This window comes from Ruegeria sp. HKCCA5463, assembly GCF_013034175.1.
Taxonomy (GTDB): domain Bacteria; phylum Pseudomonadota; class Alphaproteobacteria; order Rhodobacterales; family Rhodobacteraceae; genus Ruegeria.
In genome coordinates this window covers 1-15,272 of the sequence record NZ_WQFL01000020.1, presented here as the reverse complement: position 1 = coordinate 15,272, position 15,272 = coordinate 1, and the positions used below count along the sequence as shown (strand labels likewise).

At 58.3% G+C, this 15,272-nt stretch carries 16 protein-coding genes, 1 tRNA gene and 1 pseudogene; 7 read left to right on the top strand and 11 right to left on the bottom strand.

Annotated elements, in window-relative coordinates:
• Positions 1-112, top strand: a pseudogene (locus GOW09_RS21950) (IS5/IS1182 family transposase); the annotation flags it as partial.
• A 165-nt stretch (positions 113-277) separates the two neighbouring features.
• On the opposite strand, the gene GOW09_RS21945 reads toward GOW09_RS21950, so the two are convergent.
• A tRNA-Val gene (locus GOW09_RS21945) sits at positions 278-353 on the bottom strand.
• Positions 354-647: 294 nt separating this feature from the next.
• Here GOW09_RS21945 and modA point away from each other — a divergent pair.
• From modA to modC, 3 genes are read left to right on the top strand one after another with little or no spacing between them, the layout of a single operon-like run.
• Positions 648-1,427 carry a molybdate ABC transporter substrate-binding protein gene (modA, locus tag GOW09_RS21940; protein WP_371808068.1) on the top strand — a complete coding sequence of 260 codons (780 nt, stop codon included), beginning with the start codon at positions 648-650 and terminating at the stop codon, positions 1,425-1,427.
• A gap of 5 nt (positions 1,428-1,432) precedes the next feature.
• On the top strand, positions 1,433-2,125 hold the full coding sequence (modB, locus tag GOW09_RS21935) for a molybdate ABC transporter permease subunit (RefSeq protein WP_171121009.1): 693 nt from the start codon (positions 1,433-1,435) through the stop codon (positions 2,123-2,125).
• A complete protein-coding gene (modC, locus tag GOW09_RS21930; RefSeq protein WP_171121007.1) occupies positions 2,122-3,222 on the top strand; it encodes a molybdenum ABC transporter ATP-binding protein in 1,101 nt (366 codons plus the stop codon). Before modB ends, modC begins: the two co-directional genes overlap by 4 nt.
• Here modC and GOW09_RS21925 read toward each other — a convergent pair.
• Positions 3,219-4,151 carry a Hint domain-containing protein gene (locus GOW09_RS21925; RefSeq protein ID WP_171121005.1) on the bottom strand — a complete coding sequence of 311 codons (933 nt, stop codon included), beginning with the start codon at positions 4,149-4,151 and terminating at the stop codon, positions 3,219-3,221. The genes modC and GOW09_RS21925 overlap by 4 nt on opposite strands.
• Complete coding sequence (locus tag GOW09_RS21920) at positions 4,152-4,664, bottom strand: toxin-activating lysine-acyltransferase (protein WP_171121003.1); 513 nt, start codon at positions 4,662-4,664, stop codon at positions 4,152-4,154. It abuts the gene before it with no gap.
• Between the two features lie 185 nt (positions 4,665-4,849).
• On the opposite strand from GOW09_RS21920, the gene GOW09_RS21915 reads away from it, so the two are divergent.
• Entirely contained in the window at positions 4,850-5,257 is a 408-nt protein-coding gene (locus tag GOW09_RS21915) for a hypothetical protein (protein ID WP_152456982.1), read from the top strand.
• 3 nt (positions 5,258-5,260) lie between these two features.
• On the opposite strand, the gene hemF is transcribed toward GOW09_RS21915, so the two are convergent.
• From hemF to clpS, 4 genes are read right to left on the bottom strand one after another with little or no spacing between them, the layout of a single operon-like run.
• Positions 5,261-6,145 (bottom strand): oxygen-dependent coproporphyrinogen oxidase, encoded by an 885-nt coding sequence (gene hemF / locus GOW09_RS21910; RefSeq protein WP_171121001.1) that lies wholly within the window; start codon positions 6,143-6,145, stop codon positions 5,261-5,263.
• Positions 6,146-6,150: 5 nt separating this feature from the next.
• Positions 6,151-6,951, bottom strand: coding sequence for an SDR family NAD(P)-dependent oxidoreductase (locus GOW09_RS21905; RefSeq protein ID WP_171120999.1), 801 nt, complete (start codon positions 6,949-6,951; stop codon positions 6,151-6,153).
• A 36-nt stretch (positions 6,952-6,987) separates the two neighbouring features.
• Positions 6,988-7,953 carry a class I SAM-dependent methyltransferase gene (locus tag GOW09_RS21900; protein WP_171120997.1) on the bottom strand — a complete coding sequence of 322 codons (966 nt, stop codon included), beginning with the start codon at positions 7,951-7,953 and terminating at the stop codon, positions 6,988-6,990.
• A gap of 42 nt (positions 7,954-7,995) precedes the next feature.
• On the bottom strand, positions 7,996-8,337 hold the full coding sequence (clpS, locus tag GOW09_RS21895; protein WP_152456986.1) for an ATP-dependent Clp protease adapter ClpS: 342 nt from the start codon (positions 8,335-8,337) through the stop codon (positions 7,996-7,998).
• 93 nt (positions 8,338-8,430) lie between these two features.
• On the opposite strand from clpS, the gene GOW09_RS21890 reads away from it, so the two are divergent.
• Positions 8,431-9,132, top strand: a complete 702-nt coding sequence (locus GOW09_RS21890; RefSeq protein WP_171120995.1) for an HAD family hydrolase — start codon at positions 8,431-8,433, stop codon at positions 9,130-9,132.
• Between the two features lie 279 nt (positions 9,133-9,411).
• Positions 9,412-10,806 carry a D-alanyl-D-alanine carboxypeptidase family protein gene (locus GOW09_RS21885; RefSeq protein ID WP_171121011.1) on the top strand — a complete coding sequence of 465 codons (1,395 nt, stop codon included), beginning with the start codon at positions 9,412-9,414 and terminating at the stop codon, positions 10,804-10,806.
• A gap of 57 nt (positions 10,807-10,863) precedes the next feature.
• Here GOW09_RS21885 and GOW09_RS21880 read toward each other — a convergent pair whose 3' ends face one another.
• The 4 genes from GOW09_RS21880 to GOW09_RS21865 form a co-directional block, all read right to left on the bottom strand.
• On the bottom strand, positions 10,864-12,111 hold the full coding sequence (locus tag GOW09_RS21880) for a hypothetical protein (RefSeq protein ID WP_171120993.1): 1,248 nt from the start codon (positions 12,109-12,111) through the stop codon (positions 10,864-10,866).
• Between the two features lie 149 nt (positions 12,112-12,260).
• Positions 12,261-13,022 carry a LamB/YcsF family protein gene (locus GOW09_RS21875; protein ID WP_171120991.1) on the bottom strand — a complete coding sequence of 254 codons (762 nt, stop codon included), beginning with the start codon at positions 13,020-13,022 and terminating at the stop codon, positions 12,261-12,263.
• Positions 13,023-13,034: 12 nt separating this feature from the next.
• Complete coding sequence (locus tag GOW09_RS21870) at positions 13,035-14,033, bottom strand: biotin-dependent carboxyltransferase family protein (RefSeq protein ID WP_171120989.1); 999 nt, start codon at positions 14,031-14,033, stop codon at positions 13,035-13,037.
• Positions 14,030-14,779 carry an allophanate hydrolase subunit 1 gene (locus tag GOW09_RS21865; RefSeq protein WP_171120986.1) on the bottom strand — a complete coding sequence of 250 codons (750 nt, stop codon included), beginning with the start codon at positions 14,777-14,779 and terminating at the stop codon, positions 14,030-14,032. The genes GOW09_RS21870 and GOW09_RS21865 overlap by 4 nt, the downstream gene beginning before the upstream one ends.
• Positions 14,780-15,272 lie beyond the last annotated feature (493 nt).

Genomic DNA, 15,272 nt, shown 5'->3' with positions numbered 1-15,272 from the left:
TGTGTTTGGCAGGCTTAGGGATTGGAGGCGCGTGGCGACACGCTATGACCGTTGTCCCAAGGTCTTCCTATCAGCCATCGCACTCATAGCAAACCTCATGTACTGGTTATGAATCCTGACCCCAAGTCGTTTTACGATTGTTGCCATTGCCCAAATCTCCTGTGTTGGAGATATCTTTTCCGTTCAAGTGCAGCGGAGGCGTAGCGGACAAAGTTTCATGCGCAGCATAGCAAGAGGTGCTAGTCGCGTAAGACCTTGATACACTGCGGGGAAAGGATGGTGGGTGATGAGAGACTCGAACTCCCGACATCTTCGGTGTAAACGAAGCGCTCTACCAACTGAGCTAATCACCCGTGATGCTGCATGTAGCCAAGCCTGCGGGCAGGTGCAAGAGGGTCTGGAAGATTTTCTTGCGTTCCGTCTTCGGCGGCCGTCCAACGGGGCATCTTGTCAGCAGTAGGCCGAACATGCGGGCGCTCGGGGCGCCTCTCGGGCCGTAAGGTGGGCAGCCCATTTTCGGACAGATCGATGGAAAACGCCTTGCTCAACCTACAACCCATCATGTGTAAATGGCCAAAGGCGCTTGCGCGCCACCGGTGGCGTCCGATATCCCCGGGGAGATTGAAGCAAACCGGTCGGGAGTGTACATGACCCTATCCTTCGCCCGCCGATTTTGGATGGTGGCATTGGTCCTTGGCATGACGGCGCTGGCCCCTATCCGGGCCGGTGCAGAAGGCATTCTGGTCTTTGCAGCGGCCAGCCTCAAGACCGCCTTGGACGAAATCGTTGCCGGGTACGAAAACCAAACCGGTCAGAGCATTTCCGTTTCCTATGCGGCGTCGTCGGTCTTGGCCCGGCAGATTCAGCAAGGTGCGCCTGCGGATGTGTTTGTCTCGGCCAATACGGATTGGATGGATGTGTTGGAGCAGGACGGATTGATCCGGGCAGACTCTCGGGTTGATCTGCTGGGCAACGGCCTGGTTCTGATCGGGGCTGAAGATCATGCGCAAGTGGGTGAAATCCAGCCCGAATATGACCTCAAGGCGGACTTGAAAGACGGCTATCTGGCCATGGCACTGGTCGACGCGGTGCCTGCCGGTATCTATGGCAAAGCTGCATTGCAAAGCCTGAACCAGTGGGAGGCTGTGCGGACACAGGTGGCGCAGGCCGACAATGTGCGCGCTGCGCTGGCTCTGGTGGCGGCAGGGGCCGCGCCGCTTGGGATCGTGTACCAATCAGACGCCAGGGTGGAAGAAAGGGTCCGGGTCGTTGGGACGTTCCCTGCCGATCTGCATCCACCGATAATTTACCCTGCGGCACTGACCCTCAATGGAAAAGAAGGAGCATACGCCTTTCTTGAACACCTGAAAACGGATGCAGCCACGGCTGTATTTCTGGAGCAGGGATTTACCCTGCCGGTCAGGTGATTGCCTTGGATTGGTTGGGGCCTGCCGAAGTAGAAGCATTGAAGCTTTCATTGCGCGTGTCCTTCTGGGCGACGCTGGCGACTTTGCCGTTTGGTATATTTGTCGCTTATGCTCTGGCGCGTTGGCGGTTTCCCGGACGACAGGTTTTGAACGGTCTGGTGCATTTGCCTTTGATCCTGCCGCCGGTTGTCACCGGATACCTGCTGTTGCTGACTTTCGGCATTCAAGGGCCGCTGGGCCGGTTTCTGGCCGAGTTCGGGATCGTAGTGGCCTTTCGCTGGACAGGCGCGGCCCTTGCCGCCGGGATCATGGCCTTCCCTTTGATGGTCCGGGCGATACGTTTGTCGATCGAAGCGGTGGACCCGAAGCTGGAACAGGCAGGGGCAACTCTGGGCGCGTCGCGTCCGATGGTGTTTTGTACGGTGACCTTGCCGATGATTTTACCGGGTGTCATAGCCGGGGCTATTCTGGCCTTCGCCAAGGCCATGGGTGAATTCGGTGCGACGATTACCTTCGTTTCCAACATCCCAGGTCAGACGCAGACGTTGCCTTCGGCTGTCTACGCCTTTTTGCAGGTCCCGGGCGGCGAGGAGGCCGCGACGCGGCTGGTTCTGATATCGATCGTCATCGCAATGAGCGCGTTGTTGCTGTCGGAGTATGTGGGGCGGCGTGCCGCGGCGCGGGTGGCCGGATCATGAGCCTGTCTGTTCGGTTGCGCCACCAACTGCCGGGAATCGATCTGGACGTCAGTTTTGATGCGCCGCCGGGCGTGACGGTGTTGTTCGGGCGCTCGGGATCGGGCAAGACCACCATCGTCAATGCCGTGGCAGGGTTGTTGCGGCCCCAGGCGGGCCGGGTGGCGGTAGATGACTGGGTTCTGTTCGACACGGAACAGGGCCTGTGGCTGCCACCGCATCGGCGCCGATTGGGGTATATTTTTCAGGAAGGGCGGTTGTTCCCCCATCTGACCGTGCGCCAGAACCTTGCCTATGGGCGTTGGTTTGCGCCGAAAAACACACGTCGCGAAGACCCCGACAAAGTCATCGACATGCTGGGCATCGGTCATCTGCTGGACCGCAGACCTGCCGGGTTGTCAGGCGGTGAGAAACAGCGCGTCGCCATCGGGCGGGCCCTATTGGCAAGCCCACGATTGATCCTTGCAGATGAACCGCTGGCAGCACTGGATGATGGGCGAAAGGCGGAAATCCTGCCCTATTTCGAGCGTCTCAGGGACGAGGTCTCGGTTCCGATCCTCTATGTGACGCACTCTGCCGCTGAAGTGGCCCGGCTGGCTACATCCGTTGTTGCGTTGCAGGATGGCAAGGCCGTTCGCCACGGGCCCGCATCCGAAATGCTTGCCGACCCGTCAGTGGCTCCTGCGGGAATTCGCGCCGTCGGGGCCGTGTTGCAAGTTCAGGTTGCAAAGCATCATTCCGACGGGCTGACGGAGTTGAACGCCAATGGCGCGCGGCTCTTTCTGCCTCGTATCGCGCATGAGGTCGGGGCAAACTTGCGGATTCGGATACCCGCTCAGGAAGTGATCCTGTCGAACAACAAACCCGAAGGGCTTTCGGCACTGAACGTGCTGGCCGGGACCGTGGACACGATCCGGTCGGGCGAGGGGCCGGGTGCCATCGTGTCGGTAAAGACCCCGGCGGGCAATGTGCTTGCGCGGGTTACGCGTCGATCTGTTACGGCCCTAAACCTGAAACCAGGCAGCACATGTTATGCCGTGATCAAGACGGTTGCATTGGCCCCGCAGGATGTCGGCGGGCGCATTGGGGCCGGCAGCTAGTCGCAGGCAAGGGCGCGGGCTTCGTGTTCGCGCAGTATCAGGCGAGCCGCGCGCCCGAACCCGGTGTGACCCGAGGTCGGTCTGTCGGGGAATATCGAAGCCAGTTCGCGCAATGCCTCAGAGGACAGCGAATAAAGGGCCTCTTCCCCCAGAAACAGGCTTTCGGCTTGCGCGCCCTCGGCGTTCAGGATCTCATGCCGGTCCAGCAGGACGTGAAGATACTCGACCGTTTGAACCGATGTCTCGATGCCGATGCCGGGCCATCCGCACAGGTGTTTGGCGGCAACCAGGGCTTCGGATGCGCCGAAAAACAGCTCGACTTTCGGGCCTTTGACCAGGATCCTGTGCTGCTGCGACACCAGAAGGTCCCGTGAGGGTTCGTTCGGCCCCAGACTGCCCGCCGAGATACGAACGGGGCGCAAAGCAGGTTCATCGCATAATCGTTCGGGTGGAATCCTGCTGCTTTCGATCCAGCGGATAGGTTGCAGACCGTGATCGGCAGTGGCCACCATATGACCCGCGTCCAGCGTTTCGATCGCAAGCGGGCCGCTTTCAGTTTCGATCAGGGTTCCGGCCGCAAAACAGACGCCCTCGATCCGGATGACCACTTCCACCGGGTCCGGTGTGCCGGTGAATGGAAGGGTGAATGGGCCGGCTTGGGTTGTACCCGAGACGCTGATGAAGAAAGAATCGAAGACGACTTCTCCTTTGTCGAGACCATCGAAAAATGTCGGGTCGACGGTATAGGTCCACTCTCCCGTGTTCGGGTCGATCGAGGCGGTGCCGTTGGCGGGCTGTGCCGCAATCGTCCAGGTTTGCGTGACCGGATTGAAGTTTCCATTGTCCAGAGTGGGTTGCCCCGTCTCAACGTTGGGTGGAAAACCAGTCACATCCCCGGTCAGTTCGCCTGTGATCGGAACTGAAACCAATTAACCCTCGCCTTGCTGCAACACGCGTTCAAATTCCTTCTTGCGATACAGGCGCATGTGAACCTCGCCCGCTTCATCCCGCGTCCATTCGACAATGCGATTGCGTGTCATGTCACTGTCCATCCGGTTGGTGCGCACACGCGGGTGCGGGATTTCCTGCTTGAGGATATCAACAACTTGGCTGGTCTGTCCAAACGGAGCCACAAGATCAATGATCCAGAAGGATGATCCGCTGGTGAAATCCGTGTCGGAAAGGGGTTTTTCTTTCACCGCATAACGGAACTCGGCTTCGGGGCTGAGCCCGGCGAAGGTGACAAAACCACGGGGGAATCCGTGCTGTCGGAAGATATGGTACTGGCCCAGGCGAAACGGAGTTTCGAACGCGTACAAAACCTGTGCCAGACTGCGTTTCTGATGTGTTTTCGTCAAACCCGCCAGATAGAACATAGCGCCTAGATCCGCGTATTTTTCCGGCGTGAAATCGAACCAGTCTTTTGGAAACGTCTTGCTCAAAGAGATGCCCAACAGTGTAACGGGAACCAAAAGTCTACAGCGAGTGTACTGCTTTCCTGCAATATGGGTAGAATAAATTCTTTGATGTGGTCAGTGTTGCCGGCTCGTTGGCCTGTCCTGCTTTACTCGCAGGTCGTCCCGACTATGCTATTGGTATCGGACCCTTGTTTCGGGATACCTGGATTATGCGTTCATTCAAGACTTTGGCTGCTGCCGTGCTTTTATCGATACCTGCGATGGCCGAGGCTGTCGGGTTCGGCCTGTCCGTTCGGCCGCAATTTCGCACGGAAATCACGCCGATGCCGGACGGTGTCTACGAGGTCAAGGCCATCGGATCCTCAGCGCCCGTGAATTATTGGTGTGGAATTGGGGATTACGCGATCCGTAGTCTGGGCGTGCCAAACAACCAACGGATCTATATCTGGCGCGCCTATGAACCCGGCGTCCGGACCGTGCAATTCTCTCTGACCCCGCCTCCGGGGGCGGATACCAAGCCAGGATATTCCATCACCGTCAGGAAAGTCGGGGCCAACATGTCGGCGTCGTCGGCGCAGAACTACTGCTATGACAACTTCATCATGGACACGTTCTGAGGGTCAGATCCATTTCGCCAGTGGTGGCAGGCTCATCAGAACCGCGTCCGGATCATGTCCGGTTTCCAGTCCGAATTTGGTGCCGCGGTCATAGACCAGATTGTATTCCGCATAAAGACCGCGATGCACCAGCTGGGTGTCTTTGTCGGCGTCCAAGAAACCCTGTACGCGCCGTTTTTCGACCAATGGCACGAAAGCGGGCAGGAAAGCCCGACCGATATCCTGCGTCAGGGCGAAATCGGCCTGCCAGTCTCCGGTGCAATAATCATCCATGAAAATACCGCCTACGCCGCGTGCGCGTTTGCGGTGGGGAATATAGAAATATTCGTCCGCCCACTCTTTCAGGCGTGGATAATGTCCGGGTCCATGCGGGTCCAGATGAGCCTTTTGGGTATCATGGAAATGCGCCGTATCGTCATCATATTCGATGCAGGGGTTCAGATCCGATCCGCCGCCAAACCACCAGGCGTGCGGGGTCCAGAACATCCGAGTGTTCATATGCACCGCCGGGACATGCGGGTTCTGCATATGCGCCACGAGGCTGATCCCCGAGGCCCAGAAACGCGGGTCTTCGGTCATCCCGGGAATGCCTTTGCGTGCTGCCATCGCCTGTTGTGCACGCTCGCCCAGGGTCCCGAAAACTGTCGAGACATTGACCCCGACCTTTTCAAACACTCGCCCGCCGCGCATCACGGACATCAGACCGCCCCCTGCGTCAGAGCCGTCCTCGGACTGGCGTTTGGTTTCCTTGACTTCAAAGCGGCCGGGCTTTGCGTCGGAAAACGGGCCTGTGTCGTGGCTGTCCTCCAATGCTTCGAATGCGGCAACGATGTCGTCGCGCAATTGGCGGAACCAGGCAGAGGCGGTGTTTTTTTCTGTTTCGAACATGGGTCTCAATGCGCAGGTGCGGCAACAGGGTCAAGCAATGTGCGGCCGCCATCGATTGTCAGGATCTGGCCGGTGATGAATCCGGCTGCATCCGATGCCAGATACTGCGCGGTTTCCGTCAATTCAGTGGCCGACGCGATACGGGCAAGCGGTGTGTGCTTTTCGATATCGTCGCGGAACTCTCGGTTCTCTCTCAGCGTCGATTGCAGTGATGCACTCATGACCGAGCCGAGCGCAATCGAATTGACCCGGATGCGGTTCGGCGCCAACGCCACGGCCAGTGAACGTGTCATCTGGTCCAGCGCGGCGGTCGACACGGAATAGGCCATCAGGTCGGGATGCGTGCGGCGGGCCGCGATGGATGACAGGTTGATGATCGACCCGGCAGGATTTTCATCGTCATCCCCGGCCTGTTTGATCATACGCTTTGCGACCAACTGGCTGAGCCGCAGCGCAGGCATCAGGTTCTGATTCAGCAAGGTACGCATCGAGTCGTCATCGGGATCAAGCGGATCAGACTGGATCACCTGGCGCGCGCCGTTGATCAGAATATCCACCTGATCAAACGCATCCAGTGTTGCCGACAGCAAATTGGCAATGGTCAGCTTTTCGCGCAGGTCGCCTGCGAAATAACGAATATTGCCGTCTTCTGCCTGTTCCCCAAGCTCATCGATCAGACGTTTTTCATCTATATCGGCGAACATGACATTTGCGCCCGTGTCCGCGAAATGCCGACCTATGGCCAGCCCGATGCCATTGGCCCCGCCTGTAACGATTGCTGTCTTGCCTGCGATGGAAAAGGACATCCGAATCCTCCTGAATTGGGGGCAGGTTAGCTGGCCTTATCGCCGAGGGCGAGAGGCCTCAAACACCTTGAACCGGTTGTCGCCGGCGGCTTCGTCGACCCGAGCGAAGTGTTCGTTCAGAGTGGTTTCATAGGGAAGGTGGCGATTGGCGACCATCCATAGGGTTCCGTTGCGCGTCAGATTGCGTGCCGCTGCAGCGATGAAGCCCTGCCCCAGCGTGGGGTCGGCACTGCGTGAGGTGTGAAACGGGGGGTTCATTACAACCGTGTCCAATGGCTCTGGCGCAGACCAGGTGACGGCGTCAGCCCAATAAAACCGGGCCTTGGGGTCAGAGGCGTTGATGCGCGCGCAGGCAAGGGCCGTGTGATCTGCTTCGACAAGATGCACGGATTTTATATTGTCGCGCTTCAAAAGCTCTGCGGTCAGATACCCCCACCCGGCACCCAGATCGGCCACGCGCGGCCCCAGCTTGGCAGGCAAGGTGTTCAGCAACATGGCCGAAGCGGGATCGATCCCATCCGCTGAAAACACACCCGGTGCCGTGTGGTACCCATCGACGATCTGCGTTTTTGGCGCAGCCCAATCTGCAAAGCTCTGCGGGTCAGCCTGAAACCAGAAGATTTTCCCGTGTGCTTTGGACAGAGGTCCTTCGACCGAGATCCTTTTGCGAACATCTTTCAGAATGCTGTCCACGCCATCGGTCTTTGCGCCATCGATCACGACAACGCCGCGGGCTCGTGAACTGGCCAGATGGATCATTGCCCGCGCCAGCGCCTTGGCGCGCGGCAAAAACACAATGGCATCCTGACAGGGGCCGTCTGTTTCTGGCACCGTGTCAAAGCCCTGCGCAGCAAAATGGTCGTGAAAAGGTTTGAACGGTTGCACCACCTGCGCTTCATTGGGAAGCGCCGACAGATCATGGGCCGGAACAGGGCAGATCACGCTAAGGGGCGACGACAGCGACAGGCCGTTCTGCAATGCAAGTTCCAAGCGAGGGGACATGGGCAATTCCGGCAAATATGGGTGAGTGTCAGGCAAAAAGCCCTATTCTTCGCGTTCCATGGTGCATTGCAGCGGGTGCTGGTGCCTGCGGGCGAAATCCATGACCTGGCCTACTTTGGTCTCGGCAATCTCATGGCTGAAGACCCCGACGACGGCCACACCTTTTTTATGCACGGTCAGCATGATCTCGAACGCTTCTGCATGGGTCATGCCGAAGAAACGTTCCAGAACATGAACCACGAATTCCATCGGCGTGTAATCGTCGTTCAGCAACAGCACCTTGTACAAAGGCGGACGCTTGGTTTTTGGGCGCGTCTGCACCAGAACGGACGCGTCGCTGTCGTCGTCCGGTTCGTCAGACATCATCCAGGTCTTTTCCAGCATCGTAGGCAACTGTCCGATTCAGTTTTGGGGTTTATCTTCGCGCTTATATAACGTCGGGATGGCCGGTGAAAAGAGCAAGCGGACGTAAACGAGATGACTGACAAGCTGACGACAATCGGTTTCGATGCGGATGATACTCTGTGGCACAATGAGCGTTTTTTTCAGCTGACGCAGGCGCATTTTGCTGAATTGCTGGCCGAGCATGCCGACCGGGACCATCTGATGGAGCGGCTTCTGGCGGCCGAAAAGCGCAACATTCGACATTATGGCTATGGTATCAAGGGCTTTGTCCTATCGATGATCGAAACCGCGATCGAGGTCACGGACGACCGTGTTCCGGCCTCGGTCATTCGCCAATTGATCGAAGCCGGCCAAGAGATGCTGGCCTATCCGATCGAGCTGTTGCCCCATGCCCGCGACGCGGTGGAAGGCATGACCGGCTTGTGTCGGGTTGTCTTGATCACCAAAGGGGACCTGATCGACCAGGAACGCAAACTGGCCCAGTCGGGTCTGGGCGATCTGTTCGACGCGGTGGAAATCGTGTCTGAAAAGACCCCTGACACTTACCGGTCGATATTTGAGCGGCATGGCGATGGCCCGACGAGCGCGATGATGGTTGGCAATTCCATGCGATCTGACGTCGTGGCTCCGATTCAGGCAGGAAGCTGGGGGGTTCATGTCCCGCACGGCCTGATCTGGGAGGTGGAGCATGCTGAAGCCCCGGTCGACAGTCCCCGATTTCGGGAGTTGAGGGATTTGGGCGGTCTGGCCGATCTGGTGCAGAGCCTGAAGTGATGTTGCCTTTTGGCCGCAGTTCCACGAAAACCCTGCCGGGCGTTGACCAAGTTCTGCCTCAATCGCGCATCTGGTGGGCTTTGGGCGGCATCTGTCTAGATATAGCCCTGTTCGGGCGGCCTGACGAAACCGCGAAAAGCTCAGCTTTCGGTTTATTTCACCAAGTCTCTGTGATAGTCTGTACGATAATAAAACAAAATTTGCTGACCGGGAAAACCCGGCGGCGCGAGGCAGACAGAGGCAATAATCGTGCAGATTCGGCGGACAGTTCCGGCCCGAATGGGCTTTCTTCTCATAGTGTTGCTATGTGTTCTGGCGTTTGCGCCGCTCAGGTCCATGGCGGCACCTTACGCGGCGATGGTGATTGATGCCCGAACCGGAGAGGTTCTGCATTCGCGCAATGCTGACACAAGACTTCACCCGGCATCGCTGACCAAGATGATGACGCTTTATATCGCGTTCGAAGCGGTGCGGAACGGTGAGATCACGCTGGATACCCCGGTTCGGATCACCAAAAAGGCAGCAGCCGAGCCGCCATCGAAGCTGGGGCTGCGCGCCGGTCAGACGATTGCTTTTCGCTATCTGATCCGCGCGGCTGCCGTGAAATCGGCCAATGATGCCGCCACGGCCATCGGCATTGCCATCAGCGGATCCGAGGCAGCTTTTGCGCGGCGCATGACGCGAACCGCCAAGGCGATGGGGATGAGCCGCACGACCTTCAAGAACGCCCATGGTTTGACCGAAGCGGGACATCTTTCGACCGCACGTGACATGACCACGCTGGGCCGGCATCTGTTGTATGACTATCCGCAATACTACAATCTGTTCTCGCGCCAATCGACCTATGCAGGGATCAAAACCGTTCCCAACACCAACCGCCGCCTGCTGGCGGCCTACAAGGGCGCCGACGGCATCAAAACCGGGTACACCCGTGCGGCGGGGTTCAATCTTGTGGCATCGGCAAAGCGCAAGGATGAACGCATCATCGCCACCGTTTTCGGCGGAAAGTCCGGCGCCTCTCGGAATGCCAAGGTTGCCGAGCTTCTGGATTTGGGCTTCCGCCGCGCCCCGTCGCGTGCGCCCATTCGCAAACCTGCCCGACCGGCGTATGCTGGAAATACCGGATTGGGTGTCGGGACGCAGGTCGCCAGCGTGAGCGGCGCGCCAAAATCCAGTTTGCGCCCGGTTCGGCGCCCGACCGCGGCAACGCAAGTCGCAAGCGCGGTTGCAGCGGCGGCTGACGAGAATCGCGACAGCATTACCAGCGCGATCGCGGCGGCCATTGCAGAGGCGGATATCGCGCCAACTGCACCGCCTGTGGAAACATCCGATACCCGTCCGGCATTGCGCCCCGAAAATCTGGTTCTGGCTTCGACGGATTCCACGAAACAGCCAGAGCCTGAGCAGGAGGTTGTCACTCGGTTGTCTTCGTCAGGTGGGCACCTGTGGGGGGTCAATGTGGGTCGCTATACCACGCGGTATGAGGCCGAGAAGGTTTTGCTGAAAACCGCATTGTCGGAAATGACCACTCTGGAAGGCACGCTGCGCAAGGTGAACCAAAGCGCGCGCGGGTTTGACGCAACCTTTCAGGGCATGACCCGCGAACAGGCGGATCTGGCCTGTCGCCGTTTGCAGGCCCGCAACGTCACCTGTTTCATGATCGGGCCATCATAAGGTTCGGCATTTTCTCTCCTGAACGGGTCTGGGCTGCGGTTTTCCGCAGCCCTTTTTTCAGTCGAAAACGTGACCGTGCTGGTATTGTTCATCCTGCCCGGCGGCAGCCGTCAGGGCGGCGACGTTGTCCTTGGTGAAGAACCCGTCGTATTTGTGACACCGCTCGATATACTCGGTAATCAGCAGGGTGTGCTTGGAGTGTTTCGAAAAGATCTGTTTCAGGTTCGGGTCGTCTTTGCACTCACCCACCACATGGGCCAGGAACGGCACACCCTTGTCCTTCAGGGTGTTCACCACGAAATCGACGTTCTTTTCCCCGGCGCCGTGATCGCCATCCTGAATCTCGATCGCCATGTGGTGCAGGCGACGGCCAAAATTGCGCACGAAATCTTCGGTCGGCATCGGCAGTTTGGCGAAGGAGTTGACGAAGGATGGCGTGTTGTTTGCGGTGAATACCTTGGCCGGAGACTTTTTGTCATCGTCTACATTGCCGTTGCGGTTCACGTTGGTCGATGAGTTCATGTCGAATATGTTGTAAGCGCCCCAGAAATAGTAGGGCACCATGGTCAGGAACTCGAGAATCGCATCCTCGCGCTCGCCCGCCAGCACCCGCGTCGCAAGATGGTCGATTCCCAGCATCAGCGGGGCGATCCTGCTTTCGGTTCCAAAGGCGGCGGCCTGTTCCAGGCGGGCCTGTTCCGTATCGCTCAGCAACACGCGATCCCCAAGGCCCAGACTGTCGGTATCGTTAAAGTCGTGGGTCGAATACCCGACGCGGTTGCAGGTGAAATCGGACGGGGTGGTGAATCGGAACCCGTCTGATGTGTAGAACGGGTTTTCGGTGTCGCCGGAATACTCGAAGCGTATGTTCTGATCCTCAAGTGCTCGGGTCAGCGCGTCCAGATCACAGGCAGCGAAAACCTCACCTACGTAACGCGTCTGAGGATTGTTGCGCGCAAGCGGGTACATGCGGTTGATGCGGGGGATGAAATCTTCAAACCCGGGGCTGAGCGGGGCCATCAGGATCAGCGCGGGATAGTCGGGATGTGAATGCAGTACCGAAAACCTGTGGGTCTGCCCCAGATAGCTGGCGGTGTGTCGATACGGCGTCATCACGTAAAGCTCGACCATTGTGTCGAACACCGCGTCGGGTTCAACCTGAATGATGATGGCCTTCATTGCGCCGACCTGGTCCGCAATGCCCGAGCTTGTCCGGCGTTCGTAAATCTTCGGAAGGTATTCATTGAAGAAGTCCGAGTTCTTTTTGTCGCCCCGGGGCTGATAAGACATCAGATCAAATGACATTCCACGACCTCCTTGCACTTGCCCGCTGCGGGTCAAGGCATTGTTTGAAATTGTAGTATTCAGAATATGCGTTTGCCCGCCATGCTAGGCGCTGACGCCTGTACGGGCAACAGTCGTGAATTTGGGTTGCCGACGTTAACCCATGATGTTCAGCGGGTGAATTTCGTGACCTCGACACCGCCCCCGATCAGGCTTTCGCGAACAGAACGGGCGATCTGCACCGCCGTTGGTCCGTCACCATGCAGGCAAATTGTGTCGATCGATGTTTCCAGCCGCTTGCCGCTTTCGGTGATGATCGCGCCTTCGCGGACCATGTTCAGGATGCGGGGTCCTGCGACATCCGCGTCATGGATCACCGCGCCGGGCAGGCTGCGGTCAACCAATGTTCCGTCGTCATTGTAGGCGCGGTCGGCAAAAATCTCGCCCACCCATTTGCAGTCCAGCTCGCGCACGGCGTCTTCCTGTTTCGTTACGGCAAGAACCATCACGATGATGTCGGGATCGACGTCCAGCGCGCCCTGATAGCAGGCCCGCGCCATATCGATATCGACCGAACACATATTGGCCAGTGCGCCGTGCAGCTTTAGATGGCGAACTCTGGTGCCAACCGCCTTGGCCATGCCCATGGCTGCGCCCAACTGATACCGCACCAGATTGCGAAGGGTGTCCTGAGACAGCTTCATGTTCCGGCGGCCAAAGCCTTGCAGGTCGGGAAACCCGGGATGCGCCCCGATGCCGACATCATTCTCGGCTGCCAGCTTCATTGTCGACGCCATTACATCCGGATCACCCGCATGAAAGCCGCAGGCAATGTTGGCCGAGGTGATGATCTTCAGAAGGCTTTCGTCGTCACCCATTTTCCACGGGCCAAAGCTTTCCCCCATATCGGCATTCAGATCGACGCTTGGCATCGGCACATCTCCTTAGTCGGTGGCAGAGATCACTCCGCTGATCAATTGGTAGGACAGCAAGTCCGGGATGTCATGGGGATCACGCACCAACGCTTCGACTTTTGAGGTCAGGCGGGTAAGATCCGCCATGAATGCTGCGTGCAATTCAGTGGCTTGCTCCATGCTGACAAATTCGAACGTGATTGCTCCGCCCGCCGGTGTCTGCGCTGCGCGGGGCATATCGCAGGGCAAAACGGTCGCGATGCGGGGATACCCTCCTGTGGTCTGGCATTCAGGCAGCAGGATGAACGGATCTCCGGTTCCGGTCATCTGGATGTCGCCCGGGGTAATAACCTCGGACAAGATGTTCAGTTGGCCAGTGGCCGCAAACCCGTCGCCGTCACTGTTGACTTGCATCCCCATCCGGTTGGCGCGTGCGCCACGATGGAATGAGGTGCGCGCAAATCGATCAAGCGTTGCGTCATCAAACAAGGACGTCTGGAAGCTGGCGACGACACGCAGAACGCCACCCGAGAAGCGTTCGGAAGGGGGCAGTTTCAAACCAGCGTCGCCTGCATCCGGGCCACAGGTCAGCCGGTCGCCCGGCTTCACAGCTCTCCCGATCCGTGCCGTCAGGTGCGCGGATCGAGATCCCAGAAAAACCTCTGAATCGATACCGCCTCCCAAATGAAGATAGCCGTAATTGCCTTGCAGAAGCGCACCGATGACCAGCCGTTGTCCGGGTTCGAGGTGATGCGAGGCATTCCAGGCCACGGGGCTGCCATCAATGCTGGCCTGCATCCGCGCACCGGTCAATGCGATGCGCATGCTCTGTGTGGCCTCGAACGTGCCACCCATTCCGGCCATTTCCAGCGCAGCAAGTTCCGGGCTCTGGCCCAGCAATGCGGCGCCTTCATGAAGGGCCAGTGTGTCGACGGCCCCGGACCGGGAAAGGCCTTGGTCCAGATAACTTGTGCGCCCCTGATCCTGGATGGTGCAAGCCGGGCCGATCTGGTGAACGATCAGGCTCATGGCGCAATCTCCTCGCAAGTTGCTCCGCCGGTGCCATCTTCGTTTTGGGCTCTGATATGTTCCAGGTCTTCGCGGGAAACGGGTTCGAATATCAGTTCATCCCCAGGCTTGAGGGCGAATGCCTCGGTCGTCTCGGGCCGGAAACACCGAAATGCCGTTTGCCCGACATGCCGCCACCCGGTTGGCGTCGGCCCGGAAAACAGGACAAACTGCGATATTGCAAGAACCAGAGCGCCTTCGGGGACCATGGGGGTCAGGTTTTGCAGCCGCGGAATGTTGAACTCGGGGGGCAATGGCCCAAGGTAGGGTTGCCCGGGGGCGAACCCTATCGTCAAAACCCGCACGCGGGACTGGCCAAGCCGCCGTATCGCTTCTTCCGGCGCGAGACCGGCAGCAGCAGCGGCATCGTCCAGCTGGGGCGCAAGGTCAGTGCCATAGACCGTCGGAATTCGCCACAGCCTGCGGCCTGTTGGAAGTGGTGTGCTGTACCAGTCCTTTTGGTCGACGAGGTCCTGAAGCTTGTGCAGCATCTGTTGGTGGGTGGTCCGTTGCGTATCGAACCGGACATATGCCGAGGCCAGCGTGGCAGAAGACTCCGTGACCTCTTCCCATTGAAGCCGATCCAGTTCAGATCGAAAGGCCAGCGCCGCTCGGTTCGCTGTCTCAGACATCGTGTCCGCAAATGTGACAAGCGCACCGTCAAATCCGACGGTTCTGACCAGTGGGAACGTAAGGTGACGCGTCATACCTGTCTCGCTGAAGAAGCCGAAAACGAATGTCCGAGACCAGAACCCATCCCGGTGGGATGTTCAAGATAGGTGTTCAGAATGTTGGCGCGCTCAAGGTGGGGTTGGACTCATGTGGGTCGCCCCGGCATGATGCGGTTCGAAATCTGGCCTTTGAGGTTTTCAATGCAGATTCTGGCAGAGTCCCGAGTCGATTCACGGACTTGAGTCGCGCGGCCTTGTGTTCAGTGTTGCTCGATTCCCTATATATAGTAGTGCCATCTTGCGTCTTCTCGGTTGTGTCGTGGCCATCCGATGGAGAGAGCCCCGACAGACACAGGAAGGGTAAGCTCTCCAGTATTGTAACATATTGGTGTTATTTGATTAAATTGAAATTTTCAAAAAAATGCTCTGCGACGTCATTTTCTGCTTGCGGGATTTGTTTGTTATACTTAGAACCCCCTTCACCGGCGCTGCTGAGGCGGTGCTGACGGGTCGGAGAGACGGCCTGACG